The 20,252-nt window shown below is 50.8% G+C and carries 19 protein-coding genes; 8 read left to right on the forward strand and 11 right to left on the reverse strand.

Annotation, left to right across the window (positions count from 1 at the left end):
- Positions 1 to 37: 37 nt before the first annotated feature.
- Positions 38 to 646: a hypothetical protein gene (locus MKJ04_RS16155; protein WP_241642690.1), complete on the forward strand. Its 609-nt coding sequence runs from the start codon at positions 38 to 40 to the stop codon at positions 644 to 646.
- Here MKJ04_RS16155 and MKJ04_RS16160 read toward each other — a convergent pair.
- The 3 genes from MKJ04_RS16160 to MKJ04_RS16170 form a co-directional block, all read right to left on the reverse strand.
- Positions 643 to 1,245: a hypothetical protein gene (locus MKJ04_RS16160; RefSeq protein WP_241642691.1), complete on the reverse strand. Its 603-nt coding sequence runs from the start codon at positions 1,243 to 1,245 to the stop codon at positions 643 to 645. The genes MKJ04_RS16155 and MKJ04_RS16160 overlap by 4 nt on opposite strands.
- A 61-nt stretch (positions 1,246 to 1,306) precedes the next feature.
- Positions 1,307 to 2,227 carry a polysaccharide deacetylase family protein gene (locus MKJ04_RS16165; RefSeq protein ID WP_241642692.1) on the reverse strand — a complete coding sequence of 307 codons (921 nt, stop codon included), beginning with the start codon at positions 2,225 to 2,227 and terminating at the stop codon, positions 1,307 to 1,309.
- Between the two features lie 88 nt (positions 2,228 to 2,315).
- Entirely contained in the window at positions 2,316 to 2,849 is a 534-nt protein-coding gene (locus MKJ04_RS16170) for a DinB family protein (RefSeq protein ID WP_241642693.1), read from the reverse strand.
- A gap of 236 nt (positions 2,850 to 3,085) precedes the next feature.
- Here MKJ04_RS16170 and MKJ04_RS16175 point away from each other — a divergent pair, with 236 nt between their 5' ends.
- The 3 genes from MKJ04_RS16175 (at position 3,086) to MKJ04_RS16185 (ending at position 5,549) form a co-directional block, all read left to right on the forward strand.
- Complete coding sequence (locus MKJ04_RS16175; protein WP_241642694.1) at positions 3,086 to 3,796, forward strand: class I SAM-dependent methyltransferase; 711 nt, start codon at positions 3,086 to 3,088, stop codon at positions 3,794 to 3,796.
- 44 nt (positions 3,797 to 3,840) lie between these two features.
- On the forward strand, positions 3,841 to 4,530 hold the full coding sequence (locus tag MKJ04_RS16180; protein WP_241642695.1) for a nitroreductase family protein: 690 nt from the start codon (positions 3,841 to 3,843) through the stop codon (positions 4,528 to 4,530).
- A 110-nt stretch (positions 4,531 to 4,640) separates the two neighbouring features.
- Complete coding sequence (locus tag MKJ04_RS16185) at positions 4,641 to 5,549, forward strand: YihY/virulence factor BrkB family protein (protein ID WP_241642696.1); 909 nt, start codon at positions 4,641 to 4,643, stop codon at positions 5,547 to 5,549.
- 134 nt (positions 5,550 to 5,683) lie between these two features.
- Here MKJ04_RS16185 and MKJ04_RS16190 read toward each other — a convergent pair whose 3' ends face one another.
- Together MKJ04_RS16190 and MKJ04_RS16195 are read right to left on the reverse strand one after the other, a co-directional pair.
- On the reverse strand, positions 5,684 to 6,673 hold the full coding sequence (locus tag MKJ04_RS16190) for a pyruvate dehydrogenase complex E1 component subunit beta (protein ID WP_241642697.1): 990 nt from the start codon (positions 6,671 to 6,673) through the stop codon (positions 5,684 to 5,686).
- A gap of 85 nt (positions 6,674 to 6,758) precedes the next feature.
- Positions 6,759 to 8,414: a tetratricopeptide repeat protein gene (locus MKJ04_RS16195; RefSeq protein ID WP_241642699.1), complete on the reverse strand. Its 1,656-nt coding sequence runs from the start codon at positions 8,412 to 8,414 to the stop codon at positions 6,759 to 6,761.
- Between the two features lie 260 nt (positions 8,415 to 8,674).
- On the opposite strand from MKJ04_RS16195, the gene MKJ04_RS16200 reads away from it, so the two are divergent.
- Complete coding sequence (locus tag MKJ04_RS16200; protein ID WP_241642700.1) at positions 8,675 to 8,893, forward strand: PspC domain-containing protein; 219 nt, start codon at positions 8,675 to 8,677, stop codon at positions 8,891 to 8,893.
- On the opposite strand, the gene MKJ04_RS16205 is transcribed toward MKJ04_RS16200, so the two are convergent.
- The 6 genes from MKJ04_RS16205 to MKJ04_RS16230 all read right to left on the reverse strand — a co-directional run bounded on the left by MKJ04_RS16205 (position 8,888) and on the right by MKJ04_RS16230 (position 16,835).
- Positions 8,888 to 9,910, reverse strand: coding sequence for a glycosyltransferase family 2 protein (locus tag MKJ04_RS16205; RefSeq protein WP_241642701.1), 1,023 nt, complete (start codon positions 9,908 to 9,910; stop codon positions 8,888 to 8,890). The two genes, MKJ04_RS16200 and MKJ04_RS16205, sit on opposite strands and share 6 nt — an antisense overlap.
- A complete protein-coding gene (locus tag MKJ04_RS16210; protein WP_241642702.1) occupies positions 9,900 to 10,235 on the reverse strand; it encodes a YbaB/EbfC family nucleoid-associated protein in 336 nt (111 codons plus the stop codon). Before MKJ04_RS16210 ends, MKJ04_RS16205 begins: the two co-directional genes overlap by 11 nt.
- A 165-nt stretch (positions 10,236 to 10,400) precedes the next feature.
- A complete protein-coding gene (locus MKJ04_RS16215; RefSeq protein WP_241642703.1) occupies positions 10,401 to 12,308 on the reverse strand; it encodes a gliding motility-associated C-terminal domain-containing protein in 1,908 nt (635 codons plus the stop codon).
- Positions 12,309 to 12,457: 149 nt separating this feature from the next.
- Entirely contained in the window at positions 12,458 to 13,960 is a 1,503-nt protein-coding gene (gene hutH, locus MKJ04_RS16220) for a histidine ammonia-lyase (RefSeq protein ID WP_241642704.1), read from the reverse strand.
- A gap of 3 nt (positions 13,961 to 13,963) precedes the next feature.
- On the reverse strand, positions 13,964 to 15,358 hold the full coding sequence (gene hisS, locus MKJ04_RS16225) for a histidine--tRNA ligase (RefSeq protein WP_241642705.1): 1,395 nt from the start codon (positions 15,356 to 15,358) through the stop codon (positions 13,964 to 13,966).
- Positions 15,359 to 15,452: 94 nt separating this feature from the next.
- Complete coding sequence (locus MKJ04_RS16230) at positions 15,453 to 16,835, reverse strand: undecaprenyl-phosphate glucose phosphotransferase (protein ID WP_241642706.1); 1,383 nt, start codon at positions 16,833 to 16,835, stop codon at positions 15,453 to 15,455.
- Between the two features lie 811 nt (positions 16,836 to 17,646).
- Here MKJ04_RS16230 and MKJ04_RS16235 point away from each other — a divergent pair.
- Genes MKJ04_RS16235 through MKJ04_RS16250 form a run of 3 tightly spaced genes read left to right on the forward strand, consistent with a single transcriptional unit; the run spans position 17,647 to position 20,229 of the window.
- Positions 17,647 to 18,660: a Gfo/Idh/MocA family protein gene (locus MKJ04_RS16235; RefSeq protein ID WP_241642707.1), complete on the forward strand. Its 1,014-nt coding sequence runs from the start codon at positions 17,647 to 17,649 to the stop codon at positions 18,658 to 18,660.
- Positions 18,653 to 19,123, forward strand: coding sequence for an acyltransferase (locus MKJ04_RS22895; protein WP_317246725.1), 471 nt, complete (start codon positions 18,653 to 18,655; stop codon positions 19,121 to 19,123). Before MKJ04_RS16235 ends, MKJ04_RS22895 begins: the two co-directional genes overlap by 8 nt.
- Positions 19,123 to 20,229 carry a DegT/DnrJ/EryC1/StrS family aminotransferase gene (locus tag MKJ04_RS16250; protein ID WP_241642708.1) on the forward strand — a complete coding sequence of 369 codons (1,107 nt, stop codon included), beginning with the start codon at positions 19,123 to 19,125 and terminating at the stop codon, positions 20,227 to 20,229. Before MKJ04_RS22895 ends, MKJ04_RS16250 begins: the two co-directional genes overlap by 1 nt.
- The last annotated feature ends 23 nt before the right edge of the window (positions 20,230 to 20,252 follow it).

A 20,252-nucleotide genomic window follows, 5' to 3' on the forward strand; every position in this document is an offset into this window, starting at 1 on the left:
CGTATGATGCAATGTGAAATGCTAAACAAGTATCCCTATGAAAAACAGATTAAGCTTATCCGGATTATGTGCGCTATTGCTCCTGCTTGGTAGTTTGGGCAGTTGCACCACCACCCGCGAAACAGAGGTGGAAGACGAGCTCAGCGACTTCAGAAGTTGGGTAACCCGCGAAACCTCGCAGCTTGCCACCCGCACAGAAGAAGACTGGAAGCGGGCAAAGCAGGATTTCAAGACACGGACAACTGAACTGGACCTGAAACAGGAAAAATTCTCGGATGAACTCAAGAAAGAGTATAGCCAACTGAAGCAGGAGTTTAATAAGGCAGACGAGTCGTATATGAGTAGCCGCAGCGAGGCGCAGATGGCTGAATGGGATCGCAATCTGCTGGGCTCATACGCCGACAAGAGCACCATAAACGAGTCGAACGTGCGCGAGGCCTACCTTGCCTTCATGCAAAATGTGCGTGCACAGAAGTCTGAGTGGACCAACAAGGAGTGGGACATGGCCAAAATGGTGCTCCAGAGTTTGAATGACCGCAAAAGTGAGCTTACCTCGGACATCGACACCGACTCGGAGGTAAAAATAAAGGCGCTGCAGATGGAGTTCAGAACCCTGGAAACGGCCGCCGACATAAGCGGAAACTAAACGATTATCCGGCCCTCTTTTGCATCGCCATAAAGAACCGATTGGCCCATAACGTGCCGGTAGCCGCTCAGCCAGGCCAGGATGGCATCGAACTGGTGCCAATTTTGAGGCCTTTCTTTTAGCGGAAAAGGCAGCAAGCCTTGCAAGCTTTCCACACAGGTGGGGAGCGTTGCAAGGCTTTTTTTATACCCCTCCGGAAGCTGCAGGAGCAATTTTGCCAGGGCAGCGGGGTATGTCTCCAGTAGGCCAACGCCTTTTTCAGCCAGCTGTACCCGCAGTTTAATGGCACGCGCCGTTAACCCGCCAATAAACATCGGAGACATAGCGCCCAGTTCACGGTCGGCCTGGCGATAGAAGAAATCGGATGAAACAGCGTATGGCGTCTGGCTGTATACGCCTGGCAACGTAAGCGGCGCATCCATATACATGATTTTGGGCTGCAGGTCTGCGGTCAGTTGCAGCAGCCAGCTGTCTGCGTCCTGCCCCTTCTGGCATTGCCATACCTGCAGCTGCGCCTGATGCAGCATGGCCACTGCTGTGGTGCCGGCAAGTTTTGCGCCGTAGTCTACCCCAAAGTGCTTTAAATTTGCTGCTTCCATGTTTGTCGATGTACGTTACTGTTCAATAAACGCAGACCTCCCCAAAAGGCTAACTTTGCCACTAAAGGGCCATGGGGGCGTCTTTGCGCTGAAAGCTTCCCGTCATTTTACCGTGCAGTGTCGAGGCCTTCCAGTATCCACTGGCGATGATGCGCCGGATCGTGAAAAGGGGCGCGTCCGCATCCTGACTGGTGGCGAGCTGGAAGGCTGCCGTGAAGCCCCGTTGCTGCAGTTCAGGTATAACTTCTTTGTTCCAGAGTCCGAAGGGATAGGCAAAGTAGTTGACGGGCTTCCCGGTTATTTCTTCCAGCACCTGCTTTGGCTTCTCTACCTGGGTATACCAATCTTCAGGTTTCAGCTTCTTCACGTTCTGATGGTCCCAAGTATGGCACCCGATCACGTGCCCGTTGTCTGCGAGTTCTTTCACCTGGGCTCTGCTCATGTAGCGTGGCCTTCCCATGGAGACCGTCATCACGAAAAAAACACCCTTAAAGCCATACTTGTCCAGAAGGGGGGCCGCCACAGTGTATTGGTCCAGGTTCGTGTCATCAAAAGTCAGCATCACGGGTTTTGCCGGGAGCGGGGCACCCGTGGTGAGGTAAGCCAGTAACTGGTCGGGTAGGATGGCGTGATACCCACTGTCAGCCAGCATTTTGAGTTGCTCTTCAAAACGTTCGGTCGGCACGATATAATCCTTGGCCTGTTTGGAATCCGAGGTGCGCCAATCCCGGATCTGGTGATAGCACAGGATGGGCACCTGCGGTTGCAGGAGAATGGTTGTCGCACTTGCCGCCAGGTTTACCACGGGAGCAGCTTGAGGTAGCGGTGTTTCTGGCTGAGGAGCCTGGGGAGGTGCAACTTCAGCTACCTCATCCGGCACCGGTGTTGAGGGTTGGTTATTAGGCGCGTCGCTTTGGCAGGAGGCGATAAAGAGTGCTGTGGCAAAAAGCAGAAGGCGACAGTGAACGAAGGGAAGCGTCATGTGTATATAGGGCAAGGTGTGGCCTAAATTACGATTTTTAGCTATACCTGATTTGCCTGGGGCGCTATCTTTTGGGAGCGGCCCGCGTTTATTTCAGAAGCTCGTGCTGTATATGCCGGATGGCGCGCAAATGATGGTCAAAATGATCCTGAAGGAAGGTGAGGGTTTGGGAGATGGTGAGCGGCCCAACATGCGGATGCTTGAATATACACCTGTCCAGTAACTCATCCGGGAAGTCGGTCAGCACGTCTTCGAGCTGAAAGCGGTTGTCGTCCCACTCGTGGCGAAGCGCAGTGAGGGAGACGTGTGAGGGTATAGCTGCGACAGCGGGCGGTGCCGCATACTTTTTACCTGAGCGCAGCGCCAGCTTTAGTGCCAGCGATTTTATGGCGTTTGACAGTGACGCAGCAGGCAGATCATGCGCGTGCTCAAGTTTGTACAAAACATAGTCCATGGCTGACTTGTCGACAAGAAGCACGTGGGCGAGATGTTGTACTATAGACCACTTGCCTTCTTCGACCGAAGTGTTTAGCTGCTCGTCATCCAGGCCTTCAAGTTCGTCCAGAAGCCGGTTTCGCGAGTTTTCTAAACCAAGGTATTTTGTCTCCAATTTAAGATTCATGAGTTGAATTGAATTTGGCGACGTTGTGCGAGGATATGCTTGCATTACTAACATGGGTTAAAAATACGGTTATTTTTATATTATCCAATATAGTATTTTAGAATTTTATACGTTATACCTGATTGGTCGCTCTTTGTATACGTGCTGAATCTGCTTTGTAGGGCCAATATTAGCCTGCGTTGGGCTTTTAGAGTTGTGTAATTGTAACGAAATTGCCTCAAATAAATTATAATCGCATGAGCAATGACCCAATGGGGGCCGCGATGCTGGATTACCTGCAGGGCAATGCCGCAGCAGAGGTGATCGTGGCCAGTAACCTGACAGAAGATGATATCATTCCGGCTTATTACCTGTTCCGGGAGGAAAAGGAAATGCCTGAGCTGGAGTTGCTGGCCCTTGCGGCTTGCCAAGGCGCTGTTCTGGATGTGGGCGCCGGCGCCGGAAGCCATACCCTCGCCCTACAGAATCGGGGCCATGAGGTTACCGCCCTCGATTTTTCTGCTGGCGCCGTGGAGGTGATGCGGCAGCGGGGTGTCCGGAACGTGCTGCACCAGGATATACTGGACCTAAAAGACGCGCGGTATGACACACTGCTTCTGCTCATGAACGGGATCGGCATTGCGGGCGACCTGTCGGGGCTCGACCGGTTTCTGCGGCACGCCAAATCCCTCCTGAAACCGGGCGGGCAGCTGTTACTGGAGTCTTCGGATATCCTATACATGTTTGAAGACGAGGACGGCTCTGTGCTGCTCGACCTGAATGCTGGCTATTACGGGGAGGTAAAATACAACATGACCTATAAAGACCACGAGAGTGGCTGGTTCAACTGGCTTTTTATCGATGCCGCCATCTTGGAGGACCATGCCACGGAGGCGGGCTTTGGCTTTGAGGTGTTGTATGAGGGCGAGTTCGGGAATTACCTGGCCCAACTGACTTTGCTAGCCTAGGCCTGGCAGAAGCACATTTAACCGAAGTCCAAATACAGTTATACATGTCAGACGCAACTTATCCTTTCATCCCATACCAGCCGATGCGCTTCTCCGAGGAGGAGACGCTGGAACGGGCGGCGGCATACCAGCAGTTTATGCAAAGGCGCCGCAGCGTCCGGGACTTCTCTGCCAGGGCGGTGCCCCGCGAAGTTATCGAGCAGTTGATCATAACGTCCGCCTCAGCCCCCTCCGGGGCACACAAACAGCCCTGGACTTTCTGTGTGGTGTCTGACCCGCTTCTGAAAAAGCAGATCCGGGAGGCTGCCGAGAAAGAGGAGCGGGATTCGTACAGTGGACGCATGACGCCGGAGTGGCTCGAAGACCTTGCGCCCCTGGGCACCGACTGGCGCAAGCCTTTCCTGGAAACTGCCCCGTACCTTATCGTCGTGTTCAGGAAAGCCTATGACTATACTCCAGACGGCACCAAACGCAACAACTACTACGTGGCCGAGTCGGTGGGCATCGCCTGCGGCTTTCTGATCGCCGCCATACATCAGGCGGGCCTCGTGACGCTGACCCATACCCCGAGCCCGATGAATTTCCTGAGCAGGCTTTTGCAGCGCCCCGACAACGAGCGCCCGTTCCTGCTGCTGCCTGTCGGGTACCCTGAGGTTGGGGCCAAAGTGCCTGATCTGAGCCGCAAACCTCTGGAGCAGGTGTCGGTATGGTATGAGCAAAAGCCAGCCCACTGACTTTTCTGTTTTTTGCGTTCTTCTTCCATCCTGGCGTGAGCAGTGCCGTAAGATAAAGCACTGCCTTCAAAATAGGCCCGCATTTGAAAAAATCATAGCCATCAAAACACATGAAAAAATCGTTTCAAACGACGTGGGATATCACCAAGGAAACCTTTAAGGACTTTTCGAATGACAAGCCGCTGGACTATGCCGCCATTATCGGCTTTTATACCATTTTCTCACTCCCGGCAGTGCTTATCATTATTATCCGCATTGCGGGGGCCGCCTTTGGCCAGGATGCCGTGCGCGGGGAGGTGGTGAAGCAGATTGGCGGGGTGGTGGGCCGCAACAGCGCCGAGCAGATTCAGAGCATCATTGAGAACGCCAGTCAGTCGGATGCCACGACCATTGGTACACTGGTCGGCGTAGCGACCATGATCTTTACGGCCACCACAGTTTTTGTGGCCCTTCAGGATTCTATCAATGCCATGTGGGAGGTAAAAGCGAAACCCGAGAGAGGCTGGATAAAGCTGATTCTTGACCGGATGCTTTCGCTTGCCCTGGTCGTGAGCCTTGGGTTTCTGTTGCTGGTGTCGCTTTCGGTGGATATTGTGATGGGGGTAATCAACAACTACTTGCGCGAGAACCTGACGGGCGTTGCGGTCTACCTGATCACAACGGCCAATGTGGTTATCTCCATCCTGATCAGCGTGCTGATTTTTGCCGCCATTTTCAAGGTGCTGCCTGATGCCAAAATAAAGTGGCGCAACGTATGGGTGGGCGCTTCTGTCACAGCCATCCTGTTCGTCATCGGCAAGTATATCCTCAACATCTACTTCCAGCACGACCCTTTGGCCGACACCTACGGGGCGGCCGGTTCTTTGGTCCTGATCCTGGTATGGGTATACTATGCCTCGGTTATCTTTCTGCTCGGGGCAGAATTTACCCAGGTATACTCTCGCGTAAACGACAAGGGCATCCGGCCAAAAGACAATGCCGTCAAAGTTAAGACGGAGGAGATAGAGTCGGAGGGCTAGAAATATCGCCTAATGGCGCACCCAGGGGTGTTGCTGCCGGGAGATGCGGAAATCCTGTATGGGTATAAACAAAACAGCGAAGCAACCTGTGAAGGTGCTTCGCTGTTTTGTTTATATACCTGATGTAAGGCAGGCTATTTTGCTTCTTTCTGGTACATTACCTGTTTTACGGCGTCGATGGTGCGCTCTACGTTGGGCAGGGAGGCCTCGATGAGGGTAGGTGCGTACGGAAGCGGCACGTCGCGGCAGGTCACGCGTTTTACCGGTGCGTCCATATAATCAAAGGCGTTGCTCTGGATATGGTAGGCCAGTTCGGCAGAGATCGATGCCAGCGGCCAGGCTTCTTCCACCACCACCATGCGGTTCGTTTTCTTCACCGACTCAATCAGTGTCTTGTAATCGATAGGGCGCACGGTGCGCAGGTCAATCACTTCGGCGCTGATGCCGTCTTTGGCCAGCTCCTCGGCGGCGGCAAGCGCCACTTTCATGATCTTGCCAAAGGAAACGATGGTCACGTCAGTGCCTTCGCGCTTGATGTCGGCCACGCCGATGGGCAGGGTATACTCTTCCTCAGGCACCTCGCCTTTGTCGCCGTACATCTGCTCCGACTCCATGAAGATAACCGGGTCATTGTCGCGGATAGCTGATTTCAGCAGGCCCTTGGCATCATATGGGTTTGAGGGCACCACAACCTTCAGGCCGGGAGTGTTGGCAAACCAGTTCTCGAAGTTCTGAGAGTGCTGCGAAGACAGCATGCCCGCACTGCCAGTCGGACCACGGAACACCATCGGGGCGCTGTACTGGCCTCCGGACATAGACATGATCTTCGCGGCAGAGTTGATCACCTGGTCGATGGCGACAAGCGAGAAATTGAAAGTCATGAACTCGATGACAGGGCGCAGGCCGTTGATTGCGGCGCCCACGCCGATACCGGCAAAGCCAAGCTCAGCAATCGGGGTGTCAATCACGCGCTCCGGGCCAAATTCGTCCAGCATGCCCTGGCTCACTTTGTAAGCCCCGTTGTAGTCGGCTACTTCCTCACCCATCAGAAATACACGCTCATCGCGGCGCATTTCCTCAGACAGTGCTTCGCGCAGGGCTTCTCTAAACTGTATACTTCGCATATATGATGTTTTAATTCTTCTGTTCTGAAAGTAAAATTAAGAGAAGTCTGTCAATTTCCAATGTCTTATTTCTTTTATGCGGCGGCTATTGCTGCAGCAAGGCATCTTTGTATGGGGCTTTGTCGCGGTAAGGCGCAAATTCAAGGTCATTAATCGCTTTTTCCATCAACGCCTTATCAGAATGCACGGCTTTGCGAAGGTGCTGCTCCAGCAACTGGGCATCGTCTGTCCGGGCCCCGATGAGGGCAAGGCTATAGTGCGCCAGTCCGTCGTTAGGCTTTTCCGCCAGTGCCTGGGTATAAAACTCTGCGGCCCCCTCGTAATTTTCTTTGAGAAGGTAGCTCAGGCCGAGGTTCATGTTGGTTTGGTATCCGGACCCGGCATAGCGTAGGCTTTCGATGGCCTCGTTATACTGACCCGCTTCAATCTCCAGCGCGGCTTTATCGGCAAACACCTGCTGCAGTAATTGCTCGTCGCCGCCAGCCTTGATGGCACTGTCATAGAATTTAAGTGCATCCAGCAAAGCGCCTTGCTGATGGTATGCACTGGCCAGGCTATAATATACCTCCAGGGAAGGATTGCGGAAACTGGCGTACGTCAGGTTATGGATGGCCTTGCTCAGCAGAGCCTGCTTCACGGCTGGCCGGTACTCTTTGCGGGCCATCTCGTTGTATACCACCCCCAGGTTATAGTAGGCGGGCCACTTGTCTGAGGTTTTGATGGCAGCCTCGTACAGTTTGCGCTTCTCGTCGAGGAGGGGGGTGAGGGTGGCCGCATGCTGCAGTTCCTGTTCCGTCAGCACGTCGCCAGCGGTGTTTTCGGTAGCCATCTTCTGCGCCAGCACATAGAGCTCATAATCCGGCTTCCGGTTGCGGTTGTAGTCAACCTCCAAGCGCGCGGCCCGCAGACCGGGGTAGATGTAGTGCTCGATGTAGGTATAAACAGGCAACTGTCGTAGGGCCTTCAGCTTTTCGGTTTGGCTCTGGCTGCTCTCCAGAATGCTGAGGGCTTCCTTTTTGTCAGGCTTGGGGAGGGGGGAGGTCTGTAACCTTTGCTTCAGCAAATCCATCGGGGCAATCTCCACAGCCGTTTGGATCGTAACCTTCTTCCCACTGTAATCAAGCGTGCCTAGCTTTTTGCGGTACAATTCCTCAAGGGCTTTGGCGCGTTTCCGGGCCAGGTTAGGGCCTGTCTCGTCTGGCGACTGGCTGGCGGTGATCGTGATCTGCTGCGTACTCACATTATCGAGCACATACTGTTGCAGCAGTTGCTCCTCGGGGCCGTGGTTGCTCTGTAGGGCGGTTTTGTTAGGGTCGAAGTAAAAGACAACCGTGCCCGGCTGGCTGGCAGCGTCCTGGTACGTGTCCGCTAAAAAGCTGAAGGAATTGTTGCGCACCAGTAGCAGCGGTGTAGTCACCAACCCGACCGCCACTTCTTTCGGGGAGGTATAGCGCACATCGCCTTTCGCGTCGTCCATGGCGCGGCCCTGCACCAGTAGCCGACCCGGGTTTTTCTCGGGAGCGTAAGGAAACACCAGTTGCCGGATGACGGTGGGGGTGCCATTTTCATAAACAAACTCCCCAAACTTGAAGCTATAGGTGGCGATGTCCTCGCGCTTCATGCCATACTCGTAAAAAATATCCAGTTTATACGTCTGTTTCTCCCGGATGAGCTTCTCGGGAACTTGTGCCTTCAGTTCGAAGTTAACATACTGTCCGTTGGCTACCAGTGGGTTAGGCATAACCGTGACGGTTTGCTTTTTTTCGGCTGTGCTCACCATGCGTTGGAGGGTGCAACCGGAGCCAGATACGCTGAGGGCAAGGGTGAGTGAGAGTATTAGATTTTTGTTTTTTTTGTACTGCTGCATATCCTGTTATTCTCTTTAGTCGTAAAATGTACTCGCAGAGCCCTATAAATCCGTTATAAATTGCACGGAATATAACCCTGTTTTTTGGCTTTTGTCGGGCAAAAGCGTAAATTTAGTTATTCTAATCTACAACAATGAAGCGTCTACAGTACTTTATCGAGTCCCAGGCATTTGGGGTATGTACGATGCTGGGTGATAAGCTTGGCATCGCTACCAGTAGCATCCGCCTGTCGTTTATATACCTTTCTTTCCTAACCATGGGCTCGCCCGTGATCTTGTACCTGATGCTGGCTTTCTGGATGAACGTGCAGAAAAGCTGGCGACGCGAGCGCAGCACTGTCTGGGACTTATAATTCCCGCACGGTCCGCTTCTGCCTCACGAAATATTGCCATACGATACTCCCCCTGTAAACGCCGGTCATCTCCGGAAAATTACCTTTTTGACGCTGTGCCTTTCGCTGACTATGCCAGTAGTTTCGGTTGCGCAGCAGATCTACATGCGCGTCTAACACAGCCCGTGCGTCCTCTTTTTGCCCGGCCATCACCATTCGCAGCGCAGCCACCCAATCGAGCAGTACCCGCAGCAATAGCGTAGAAAGCAATTCTTTGGAGGGGATATTCTTGTAAAGCAGCGCCAGCCCGTTGCGGAAGTTGAGGTATGTTTTGCGGGGGTTTGATTTGTGCAGCGTGCCACCACCGACGTGCAACACACTGCTTTGGCCGCTGTACATTACCTTATACCCGGCGTTTTTGGCCCGCCAGCAAAAGTCGATCTCCTCCATGTGCGCAAAAAAGGCGGGCTCCAATCCTCCGAGCGACCTGAATACTTCCGCACGCACAACCATGCAGGCACCGGTCGCCCAGAAAATCTCCTGCACGTCGTTATACTGCCCCCGGTCTTCCTCGAGCGTTTCGAACAGGCGGCCTCTGCAGTACGGATAGCCCAGGTAATCGAGCAGGCCCCCGCCCGCGCCGGCATACTCGAAAAAATCAGGATGCTGCTGCGAGAGGATCTTGGGCTGGCAAACCGCGATGCCGGCATCTGCGTCCATCAACCCGATGACGGGCTGCAGCCAGCCCTGCGGAACGGCCACATCGGAGTTGAGCAGCACATAGTAAGTTGCCTCCACCTGACGCAAGGCCAGGTTATACCCCTCGCAGAAGCCAAAGTTCTCGGAGAGCAGAATGCGGCGCACCTGCGGAAAGCGGGCTTCCAAAAAAGCAACGGAACCGTCGGTGGAGGCATTGTCGGCCACGATTATCTCGCAGCCAACGCTGTGCGCCACCACCGAAGGCAGAAACTCCTCCAGATACCGCAGCCCGTTCCAGTTTAGAATGACGATGGCTACGCGCGGGGAATTATAATCCAAAGCTTCCTAGGTCTAGGCCGGGTATGTTTGGCAACAGGCCTTCGGTGTGTTTCTTCATCTCTTCCTGGGCGCGCTCACCGGCTGTCAGCATGGCGTTGTTTACGGCAGCCACTACCAGGTCATTCACCATCTCGCGGTCATCGGCGTTCAGGATCGAGTCGTCAATCTCGATTTTAAGGAGCTTGCGCTGCCCGTCCACTGTGGCTTTCACCAGCCCGGCACCAGACTCGGCGGTAACGGTGATATCCTTCAGCTTTTCCTGCGCTTCTTTCAATTTGGCCTGGACTTCTTTCATCTTGCCCATCATGCCGAACATGTCAAACATAGTTTCTTGTTTTGTGGATGTAAGTGTACGTGTACGAATTTTAGGTTGATTCGCCTGCGCTCTCCGCAAATATACGCATAAGCTTGTTTTGCGGAAGCTTAAGCCCGCTTCCTCGCGCGGGCAGTATGGCTTCAGGTATGGCCTGGCCGGTATACCGTTACGGGTTTAGCGCAACAGCGTCACCGTGCCCGTTCGGCGCTTTGCCGCCCCAGATTTTGAGACAGCGTTTATCTCATAGGCATACGCCCCGGTCGGCAACAATTTTCCGTTGTAAGTTCCATCCCAGGCGGGTTCGGACGCAGTGCCTTCATACACCACACGGCCTGAGCCGTTGTAAATCCGAATAGTGTAGTCGCTAAAGAAGCGCCCCTTCACCTCAAATGTGTCGTTCAGGCCGTCCCCGTTTGGGGTGAAGCCGCTGGGCACATACAGCTGTAGTTCCTGTTCCACCTCCACCACATTGGAGTAGGTGACGGAGCCATCGCTTAAGCTGCCTTTAATGCGATAACGAAGCCGCTGCAGTTCATCTTGCAGCGACCGGTCAGTATAAGTTTCGCCGGAGGCCGGGTAACTGCTGATGCTGTTGCCTGCCTCATCCAGTACTTCAACAGTATAGCTGACCATACCTGTCGGAAAACCTGTGTAGGCAGACCATTCCAAAAAGACAGCGGCACCGTCTGGCTGTTGTTTTGCCCTCAGGAAAATAGGGCAGGAGATAGCGCTAAGCGGTGAGGTATTGCCGCAAGCGTTGGTATAGGTGGCGCGGTAGCAGGTCGCAGCTAGTGGGTCGCTGTCTGTGAACTGCGTCTGCTGCCCCTGTGCGAGGGCTTTGAAAATGCCGCCAGCGACACTTCGCTCCAGGTAAACGGTAGGCCCATCCTCACCCTCCGGCAGTTGCACCAGTACCTCTACCTGGTTGCTTATGGTATAAGTGGAGAACAACGTCGGGGGGGCAGGTATGGCTGACGAAAGCACCTGTACTTCCTGGACGACTGACTGGGACACGCTGCCATCGGAGGCCAGGGCGCGCACTTCATAGCGATAGGCCTGACCGCAACGCACGTCCGTGTCCGTGTATTTGGTGGCAGTCTGGGGCAGTGTCTGGAGCAGGGTGCCGTTTCTATATAGCTCAAAAGTGCCGGTGGCAAGCATGCTCTGCCACGCAATTTCCACCCGCTCGTCGGCAGTTGCACTTGACTGGATGGCCACAGAACTGACCACGTTGGAGTTTGGCAGGGCAGATGCACAGGCATCATACGGCACGATGCGGTAATTTAACGCAGTGGCTGTGTTAACGCCGGTTATTTGTCGCGTTAAAGAACTTTGCGTCACGCTGCGGATGGTGTCGATGGTGCGGTAGCTGCCATTTTGCGATTGCTGCACCAGGTAGCCAAAGCCCGGCTGCAGGTTCTCCAGATCCAGCTGTAGCTGCCCGCTGGCCGCCTGCTCCAACACCGTGAGTCGGCTTATTTTTGGGGCCGGAACAGAGGGCAGTACGGTGACTTCTGCAGTGCGCATTCCGGCACATGCTGCACCGGCATAGGCTCCCGTCAGCGTAAGGCTATAGGTGCCCGGTGCAGTATACCGGTGCTGCAGCTGGCTGCCAGCACGAACGTTTGTGGACGTTGTGCCGTCGCCAAAGTCGAGGCTATAGCTGCTGTAGTTGCTATCGGTAACGGTGATGGTTACAGTGCCTCCTGCGCAGTTCTGGATGCTGAAGGCCGGGGCGGGAGACTCTTTCACCTCGAACACAACGGAGACCGTGTCGGTGAGCGTGTTGTTGCCATAGTTGGCGATCTGCAGCACCCGGTATAGTCCGGGGGAGGTATAGGTATGGTTTTGGGCATCAGATGCGTTTGCGATAGGAGTGCCGTTTTTGTAGTCAAACACGTAATACTCGTTCTCATCCGGCACCTGATCCCCGCAGTCCTGGAAAAGGTACTCCTGGCCAACGCAAAGTATCTTCGCTTCCTGCCCCTTCCCATCATAAGCCTTAAAGCATTTTGTTGTTCCCTGCGCCCAGGCGTGGCAACAGAAGCAGCAGAGGAGCAGTATGTGCAGGAGGTGTTTCAAAGGACAATAGGGCGAAGATTGGGTATCTATTTATATAATGCCGATCCGCTTGGTTTAGTATGTGTTCCCATCGGCCTGCAGCAAAAAATGCATATCCGAAACTTCATGAGAGAGAAGGAAGCCACAAACTTTTACGCTAAACGCGGGAACTACATGTCCTGCCATAAAGGGGATTCACGTAAAAACGCGACACTGGCAACGATATCGTAATGCAGTACCCGATCCGCGGGCATGAATGAAACCTTTTCGCGGTAAGCGGCCACCAACTTCTCCAGGGCAGGAGAGGTTTTGAGGGGACGACGGAACTCCAGCGCCTGCGCAGCGTGGAGCAACTCAATGGCCAGTATCCGCTCCACGTTTTGTACTACCTGGTATAACTTAGTGGCGGCGTTTGCCCCCATGCTCACGTGGTCTTCCTGGTTGTTGGAGGAGGTGATCGAATCGATGGAGGCGGGGCTGCAGAATTGCTTGTTCTGACTCACAATGGACGCCGCCGTGTACTGACTGATCATAAAACCGGAATCGAGGCCAGGCGTTGCCACCAGAAACTCCGGTAGGTGGCGCAACCCGGCGATGAGTTGGTACGTGCGCCGCTCGGAAATGCTGCCCAGCTCTGCCACCGCAATGGCCATATAATCGAGCGCCAACGCCAGCGGCTGCCCATGGAAGTTGCCCCCGGACAGGATTTCATCTTCTTCCGGGAAAACGATGGGATTGTCCGTCACGGCATTCACCTCCGTCAGAAACACTTGCGCTGCGTAGGAGAGGGTGTCTTTTGTGGCCCCATGTACCTGCGGAATGCACCGAAAAGAGTAGGGGTCCTGCACATGCTGCTTCTCCTGCTGCATCAGCTCACTCCCTTCCAGTACCGTACGCACCGCTGAAGCTGTATCGACCTGCCCTTTGTGGGGGCGCAGCCGGTGAATCAGGGCATTGAAGGGTTCCAGGCTGCCAGCAAAGGCATCGAGCGAAAGCGCCCCGATCACATCCGCCTGTCTGGACAAGCGCCGTGACTGTAGCAGGGCCAGCACGCCATAGGCAGCCATAAACTGCGTGCCATTCAACAGTGCCAGCCCCTCTTTTGCCTTCAGTTCGATGGGTCCCCAGCTGAACATCTCCAGCACATGCTCACTTGCCAGTTTATACCCCTGAAAGCTTACGTCTCCCATCCCGATCAGGGGCAGGCAGAGGTGCGCCAGCGGGGCAAGGTCGCCGCTGGCTCCCAAAGACCCCTGCTGGTATAACACGGGGTATACCTCGCGGTTAAAGAAATCGATGAGCCGCTTCACGGTCTGCAACTGCACGCCACTGTGCCCGTAGGCCAACGACTGTATTTTGAGCAGCAGCATAAGTTTTACGACATCCTGCGGTACCTCAGGGCCGGTGCCACAGGCATGCGACATCAGCAGGTTGCGCTGCAGTTGCCCCAGGTCTGGCTGTGCTATTCTCTTGTGGTATAGCGCCCCGAAGCCTGTGTTGATGCCGTAGATGCTTTTGTCTGTGCTGCTGATTTTCTGCTGCAAATAGGTATGGCACGACACAATGCGCTGTTCCGCCTCCTCAGACAGCGCCAGCGTTTGCCGCTCCTGCAGGATGGCTTCAATCGCCTCCAAACTCAATTGTTCCCCGGATATGGTGTGCACGTGCGGCATCCGCTAGCTTAGTTTTGTGATGATTTCTTCCAACGTCAGGTCCTGCTGCTCGCCCTGCTGCATGTTGCGCAGCTTCAGCTTGCCGGTGGCCATCTCCTCAGATCCTATCAAAATGACATACGGTATATTTTTCTGGTCGGCATAACCCATCTGCTTTTTCAGCTTGGCGGGCTCAGGGTATAACTCAGCGGCAATCCCTGCATCGCGGAGCTGCTGCAGCACCGGCAGCGCATATAGCTCCGAGGCTTTGTCGAACTGCACCAAAAGCACCTTGGTGCCTACCTGGCTGCTGCTCGGGAACAACTGGAGCTCGTCCAGCACGTCATATATGCGGTCCACGCCGAAGGAGAAACCGACCCCCGACACGCCCGGTAGCCCGAACATGCCCGTCAGGTTATCGTAGCGGCCACCGCCACTGATGCTGCCCATGTTCACGTTATTTACCTTCACCTCAAAGATACAGCCGGTATAATAGGAAAGGCCCCGGGCCAGGGTAACGTCCAAGAGCAGTCTGGGCGCTCCGGAGGCGATTTGTGCCTCCAGTGCCTGGCTGTTGAGGTGGCTGAGGTACTGCCATACGTCACGGAGGTCCTGGAGGCCTCGCTGCCCTTCTGCCGTCTCGCCCAGAAGGATTTGGAGTTGGTCCAGAAGTTCCGCTGTGCTTCCCTGAAGGGTATAAAACGGCTCCAGTCGGTTAACCGCCGCTTCCGAGATTCCGCGTTCCAGCAGGTCCTTCCGCACACCTTCCTGCCCGATTTTATCCAGCTTATCGATGGCCACACAGATATCGCTTTCGCGGCCCTTTTCGCCAATCGCCTCGGCAATGCCCGCCAGAATGCCCCGGTGGTTTATCTTGATGGTAAAATCCGTCAGTCCGAGTTCCGTCAGCACTTCGTTGATCATCTGCACGATCTCCGCCTCGCAAAGCAGGGAATTCGTTCCGACCACGTCAGCGTCGCACTGGTAGAACTCGCGGTAGCGGCCCCGCTGCGGCCGGTCGGCACGCCATACCGGCTGAATCTGGTAACGCTTGAAAGGGAAAGTGATTTCGTTGCGGTTCATCACCACAAAGCGGGCGAAAGGCACCGTGAGGTCATAGCGCAGCGCTTTCTCAGAAATTTTTCGGGTCAGGTGCTTGTGGCCCTCTGCGATATCCTCCGTCTTTGTCTTAGACAGGAAATCGCCAGAGTTGAGGATTTTGAAGATAAGCTGATCGCCTTCCTCCCCGTATTTACCCGTCAGCACAGACAGTTGCTCCATGGCGGGTGTTTCCAGCGGCAGGTAGCCGAATTTCTCGAAGGTCTTTTTGATTACCCCGAAGACATAGTTCCGCTTGACCACGACAGCCGGGCCAAAGTCGCGTGTGCCTTTGGGTATGGTAGGTTTCTCTTTGCTCATTTGTTTGCAGGTTTGCCCGCGAAGTTACTAAAAGCTGAGGAAAGGTGGGTTTGCTAAAATTGGGATCGATAGTGAACGTTAAAAATTTATATCATTAAAAAGCTGCTTTATCTCCCCTCATTATATTGTATACAGTATAAAAGATGATTTTTAGATCAAGTAAGAAAGACCAGTTTTCAAGATAAAATATATCAAGTTTTACACGGCCGCGCATTTGATATACCTCACTTGTGTCTCCTCTAAAGCCTCTAATCTGAGAAAGACCAGTAATGCCTGGCTTAATGAGATGCCGAACCATGAACTTGTCAATGATAGCTGCATACTCTTGGGTGTGCTTTAGCATGTGAGGGCGGGGACCCACGACTGACATTTGGCCAAACAACACATTGAAAAATTGAGGCAATTCATCCAAACTTGACCTTCTGAGAAATCCGCCAATAAGAGTAATACGTGCATCACCTCTACGGGCTTGTTGCGTGTTTGCATCTTTATTGGCGTACATCGTCCTTAATTTCCAGCACTTGAATTTTTTATTGTCAATGCCTGAGCGTTCTTGCTTGAAAAACACAGGGCCTTCTGAATCAATTTTTATCAGTATGGCTAACAGCGGAAGCATCCAGGACAATACGGAGACTATAATCAGTAGTGCGAACAGAAAGTCGAATACTCTTTTAAAGAATTTGTTGATGGCATCATCGAGAGGAATTGTACGGAGTATAAGTACGGGCAGTAAGTCATAGAAATCAATCTTAAGATTTTTATAAGGCAGGGATCCAGGGTCAGGTAAGAACTTGATGCGTATCAGGTTATTGTCTACAAAATTAATCAGCTGTGTTAACTGAAATTTTTTTAATTCAAAAGGTGAACAATATATCTCATCAACTCCATATTGAAGTGCATAATCCTCAACGCTTTCAATCGTACCTTTTATGTCAGAATCAGAATTGGCATTATCGTCAAAAAACCCAAGAAATCTATAGCCTAACTCCGGATGCCTTTTGAAAAATTTCTTAAGCTCTTTACCGGATTTACTATAACCTACAATAATTACATTTCTATAATTATACCCTCTAGCCCTATATAACTTTAGTACAGTAATAACTATAAGCCGCCAGCATAATACTAAAACCAGCAGAATAGCATAGTGATTAAAACGAAATGATTTAGAAATAACTGTAACATGTAAGACACTTATAGTTGCCTCGATTAAAATTACATAAAGAGTAATGGCTTTTAAAGCATTGATCAATGCTTTAGCAGTTGGAGTGACGCGGTAAAGCCTATATGTACTCACTAATGTAGCGCAAATGAACCATGCCAACCAAGCAAACAACATAAACGACCCATGTTGAATTGAAATATTGTTAGCTTCCTCGGTTCTGATTATATGAAAAGATAGGACAGAAGACAATGCGATAGCAATAATATCGCCTGTAGCATGTACTAGCTTTATATATTTGGAATATAGTCTTGGCAAGGTTACGTTAATTTAAAACACTAATTATTATACATACCCCAGGTTATATAGTATTATGGTCAGTTAACGAAGAAGGCACTGTTCATGATGTTTAATGAAAAGATTCATCCTTTTTCGTCATGTTCGACTACATCGTTACCGATTTATAACGTGCGCTTTTGTGCATTGATATATGTAATACTCACAACACAGCAAAAAACACTGACAACTCCTCTCTTGAAAGCCTATTTACTAAAATATGCAATAACTAATAAGGGAGAATGCTTTAGCGATACCTTATATCTTCATAGCCTACCATTTCGCTTTATATGTATCGCTGTTAACATACATATTAACTCATTATAAATATAAATTCGTTTATACTTAGAGGATTGTAATTTGAGCATGTCCAAATTTCGTCTTTAGAAGCGAAAAATACCAAGCCAGGATCCTTGATGGGCATTTTGCAGGCCAAATATAAATAGTAATATACCCTTATGGTTTTCGATGAATTATTAATCTTACCCGCAATTTTGGCCATGTTATATATAGACGAAAACATGTTCTGTTTGATTACAAAGGTAAAGCAATCATTTTTATCCGTATCAAAATATTTACTATATAGTTTAGTGTTTATAACTTAGATTATGCCAGTAATCTAATGGTAACAAGCATTATTTATATTTTATTTTATTAAAACCAATTCATGCATTCAAATATGTTGGGAATAAAGGTATCTGAATGCTTAAGTGGTTATTTTATGTGTATTAATAGGCATAAGTGCCTAAATTTGCCCTCCCAAATAGTATGAAACAAATTGTGTTTAAAAAGTATGAAATCAAACTTAAAAATCGCTTTGCTTGGCTGTGGGCGTATTGGCAACCGTCATGCAGAGCACATTTCTAACCAAGCCACCCTTGCCGCTGTATGCGATATAGATAAAGAGAAAGCAATGTCTCTGGCTGATCAATATCAGGTGAAATCTTACTCCTCTTTAGAGGACATGCTGGAGCAGGAAGCATGTGATATGGTGAGTATCTGTACTCCAAACGGCCTTCATGCAAAGCATACTATACTCTCACTAAGGGCTGGAAAGCATGTTCTATGCGAAAAACCGATGGCAATCAGTGTATTTGACTGTGGGGAGATGATCAAAGCCGCTGAAAATGCAAACAGACGGCTTTTTATCGTAAAACAAAATCGATTTAATCCTCCTGTAAAAGCTGTGAAAGAGCTCGTGGAGCAAGGCCGTATGGGCAGAATACTGAGTGTGCAACTCAATTGCTTCTGGAACAGGAATGCCGATTATTACCATAACTCCTGGAAAGGAACAAAGGACTTAGATGGAGGCACGCTATATACTCAGTTTAGCCACTTTATTGATTTGCTATACTGGATAGTAGGAGACGTGAAAAAGGTTAATGCTTATGTAACAAATGCCATCCACAATGATCTTATTGATTTTGAAGACCAAGGCACGGCCATACTGGAGTTTTATAATGGAGTCATCGGAACAGTTAACTATACTGTTAACTCCTTTCAGAAAAATATGGAAGGCTCTCTTACTATTTTTGGAGAAAAAGGCACTGTTAAAATCGGTGGCCAGTATCTTAATGAATTGGAGTATCAGCAGATCTTAGACTATGAAGTGTCCGGCTTACCGCCGGGAAACCCTCCTAACAATTACGGTAATTATGTAGGCTCAATGTCTAATCACGATAAGGTGTATCAGAACGTGATCGAGGTACTTGAAAGCAATGGTGTGATTGCAACGAATGGATTTGAGGGCCTTAAGACAGTTGAAATCATCGATAAAATTTACACGGCCGCTCAGCTACATGCTTAATCCAAAAATTTTGCAGGCCGGCATCAAGGATGTAGCTTTTGGCGATGGGGTAGAAGTAGTGCAACCCGTAAACTTATATGGCTGCTCTATTGGTAAAGGCTCTTTTATCGGACCTTTTGTAGAAATACAAAAGGATGTTTTGATAGGGGAGAACTGCCGTATACAGTCACACACTTTCATTTGTGAGCTTGTCACAATCGGATCAGACTGCTTTATAGGGCACGGTGTCATGTTTATCAACGATTCCTTCTCCTCAGGCGGTCCCGCACAGGGAGACAAGACACTGTGGATGTCCACACTGATAGGCAACAGTGTCTCTATAGGTTCAAACGCAACCATTTTGCCTGTTGCCATTTGTGACGGGGTGGTGATTGGAGCTGGAGCCGTTGTGACAAAAGATATTACCAAACCCGGTATATATGCTGGGAACCCAGCTAAATTTTTAAGAGATATTCAATCATAATGAAAAAAATACCTTTTGTTGATCTAAGGGCTCAATACCTCACGATTAAAGGAAGTGTGGACGCTGCTATAGCAGAAGTACTTCACGAAACCTCGTTTATAGGTGGAAAGCACGTGAAAGAATTTGAGAAGAACTTTGCAGAACTTTATGGGGTAAACCACTGCATCAGCTGCGCAAACGGTACTGACGCGATTTATATTGTACTTAAGATGCTGGGTGTGGGGCCTGGAGATGAAGTGATAACTACTGCTTGCAGTTGGATCTCTACGTCAGAGACTATCTCACAAGCAGGTGCTAAACCTGTTTTCGTAGACATCGAACCTGATTATTTTACAATAGACCCTGCCAGAATTGAAGAGAAAATAACGAAGAAAACCAAAGCTATCATACCAGTACATCTATATGGCCAGATGGCGCAAATGGATATTATTTGTGATATAGCCGACAGACATGGACTGCATGTGATTGAGGATTGTGCTCAATCACATTTTTCGGAGTTAAATTTGCGTCGGGCCGGCACTTACGGAATTGCCTCAACATTCAGTTTCTACCCTGGCAAGAACTTAGGTGCATATGGCGATGCGGGCTGCATCTTGACAAATGATGAACAGCTAGCCCTAAACTGTCGGATGTATGCTAATCACGGAGCTTTGGTAAAGCACCAGCACCAAATGGAAGGCATCAACTCGCGGCTTGATGGCCTGCAAGCCGCTATACTCAATGCAAAGCTGTCATACATTCTGGAGTGGACGGAGAAAAGAAACATGGTGTCGGGATGGTATCTTAAAAGCCTGAAAGGAGTTAAGCAAGTAGCACTGCCAGTAATTAGGCCGAATGCTATGCATTCTTTTCACTTATTTGTAATAAGGGCAGAACGGCGCGAAGAACTCATAAAATATCTTAGTGAAAACGGTGTGGAGACGGCTATTCATTACCCGGTTCCCCTGCCATTTATGGAAGCCTATAATTATCTCTGCCACACTCTGGAAGATTTTCCTGTTTCCAGGGATTATCAGAGCAGCATCTTATCTCTACCGATATACCCGGAAATTTCGGAGGAACAAGTTACCTATGTGTGTGGGCTTATCAAGCTTTTTTATAGTTAGAGTGATTCCACCAGTAAAGGTGT

It is taken from the genome of Pontibacter sp. E15-1, from assembly GCF_022601975.1.
Classification (GTDB): domain Bacteria; phylum Bacteroidota; class Bacteroidia; order Cytophagales; family Hymenobacteraceae; genus Pontibacter.

Excerpts from the sequence above, each read along its gene's own strand:
- MKJ04_RS22895 (WP_317246725.1), top strand. The coding sequence starts at position 18,653 with ATGCTTAATCCAAAAATTTTGCAGGCCGGCATCAAGGATGTAGCTTTT.
- MKJ04_RS16180 (WP_241642695.1), top strand. The coding sequence starts at position 3,841 with ATGTCAGACGCAACTTATCCTTTCATCCCATACCAGCCGATGCGCTTC.
- MKJ04_RS16235 (WP_241642707.1), top strand. The coding sequence starts at position 17,647 with ATGAAATCAAACTTAAAAATCGCTTTGCTTGGCTGTGGGCGTATTGGC.
- MKJ04_RS16190 (WP_241642697.1), bottom strand. The coding sequence starts at position 6,673 with ATGCGAAGTATACAGTTTAGAGAAGCCCTGCGCGAAGCACTGTCTGAG.
- MKJ04_RS16175 (WP_241642694.1), top strand. The coding sequence starts at position 3,086 with ATGAGCAATGACCCAATGGGGGCCGCGATGCTGGATTACCTGCAGGGC.
- hisS (WP_241642705.1), bottom strand. The coding sequence starts at position 15,358 with ATGAGCAAAGAGAAACCTACCATACCCAAAGGCACACGCGACTTTGGC.
- MKJ04_RS16200 (WP_241642700.1), top strand. The coding sequence starts at position 8,675 with ATGAAGCGTCTACAGTACTTTATCGAGTCCCAGGCATTTGGGGTATGT.
- MKJ04_RS16210 (WP_241642702.1), bottom strand. The coding sequence starts at position 10,235 with ATGTTTGACATGTTCGGCATGATGGGCAAGATGAAAGAAGTCCAGGCC.
- MKJ04_RS16185 (WP_241642696.1), top strand. The coding sequence starts at position 4,641 with ATGAAAAAATCGTTTCAAACGACGTGGGATATCACCAAGGAAACCTTT.
- MKJ04_RS16165 (WP_241642692.1), bottom strand. The coding sequence starts at position 2,227 with ATGACGCTTCCCTTCGTTCACTGTCGCCTTCTGCTTTTTGCCACAGCA.
- MKJ04_RS16160 (WP_241642691.1), bottom strand. The coding sequence starts at position 1,245 with ATGGAAGCAGCAAATTTAAAGCACTTTGGGGTAGACTACGGCGCAAAA.
- MKJ04_RS16170 (WP_241642693.1), bottom strand. The coding sequence starts at position 2,849 with ATGAATCTTAAATTGGAGACAAAATACCTTGGTTTAGAAAACTCGCGA.
- MKJ04_RS16195 (WP_241642699.1), bottom strand. The coding sequence starts at position 8,414 with ATGCCTAACCCACTGGTAGCCAACGGACAGTATGTTAACTTCGAACTG.
- MKJ04_RS16250 (WP_241642708.1), top strand. The coding sequence starts at position 19,123 with ATGAAAAAAATACCTTTTGTTGATCTAAGGGCTCAATACCTCACGATT.
- hutH (WP_241642704.1), bottom strand. The coding sequence starts at position 13,960 with ATGCCGCACGTGCACACCATATCCGGGGAACAATTGAGTTTGGAGGCG.
- MKJ04_RS16155 (WP_241642690.1), top strand. The coding sequence starts at position 38 with ATGAAAAACAGATTAAGCTTATCCGGATTATGTGCGCTATTGCTCCTG.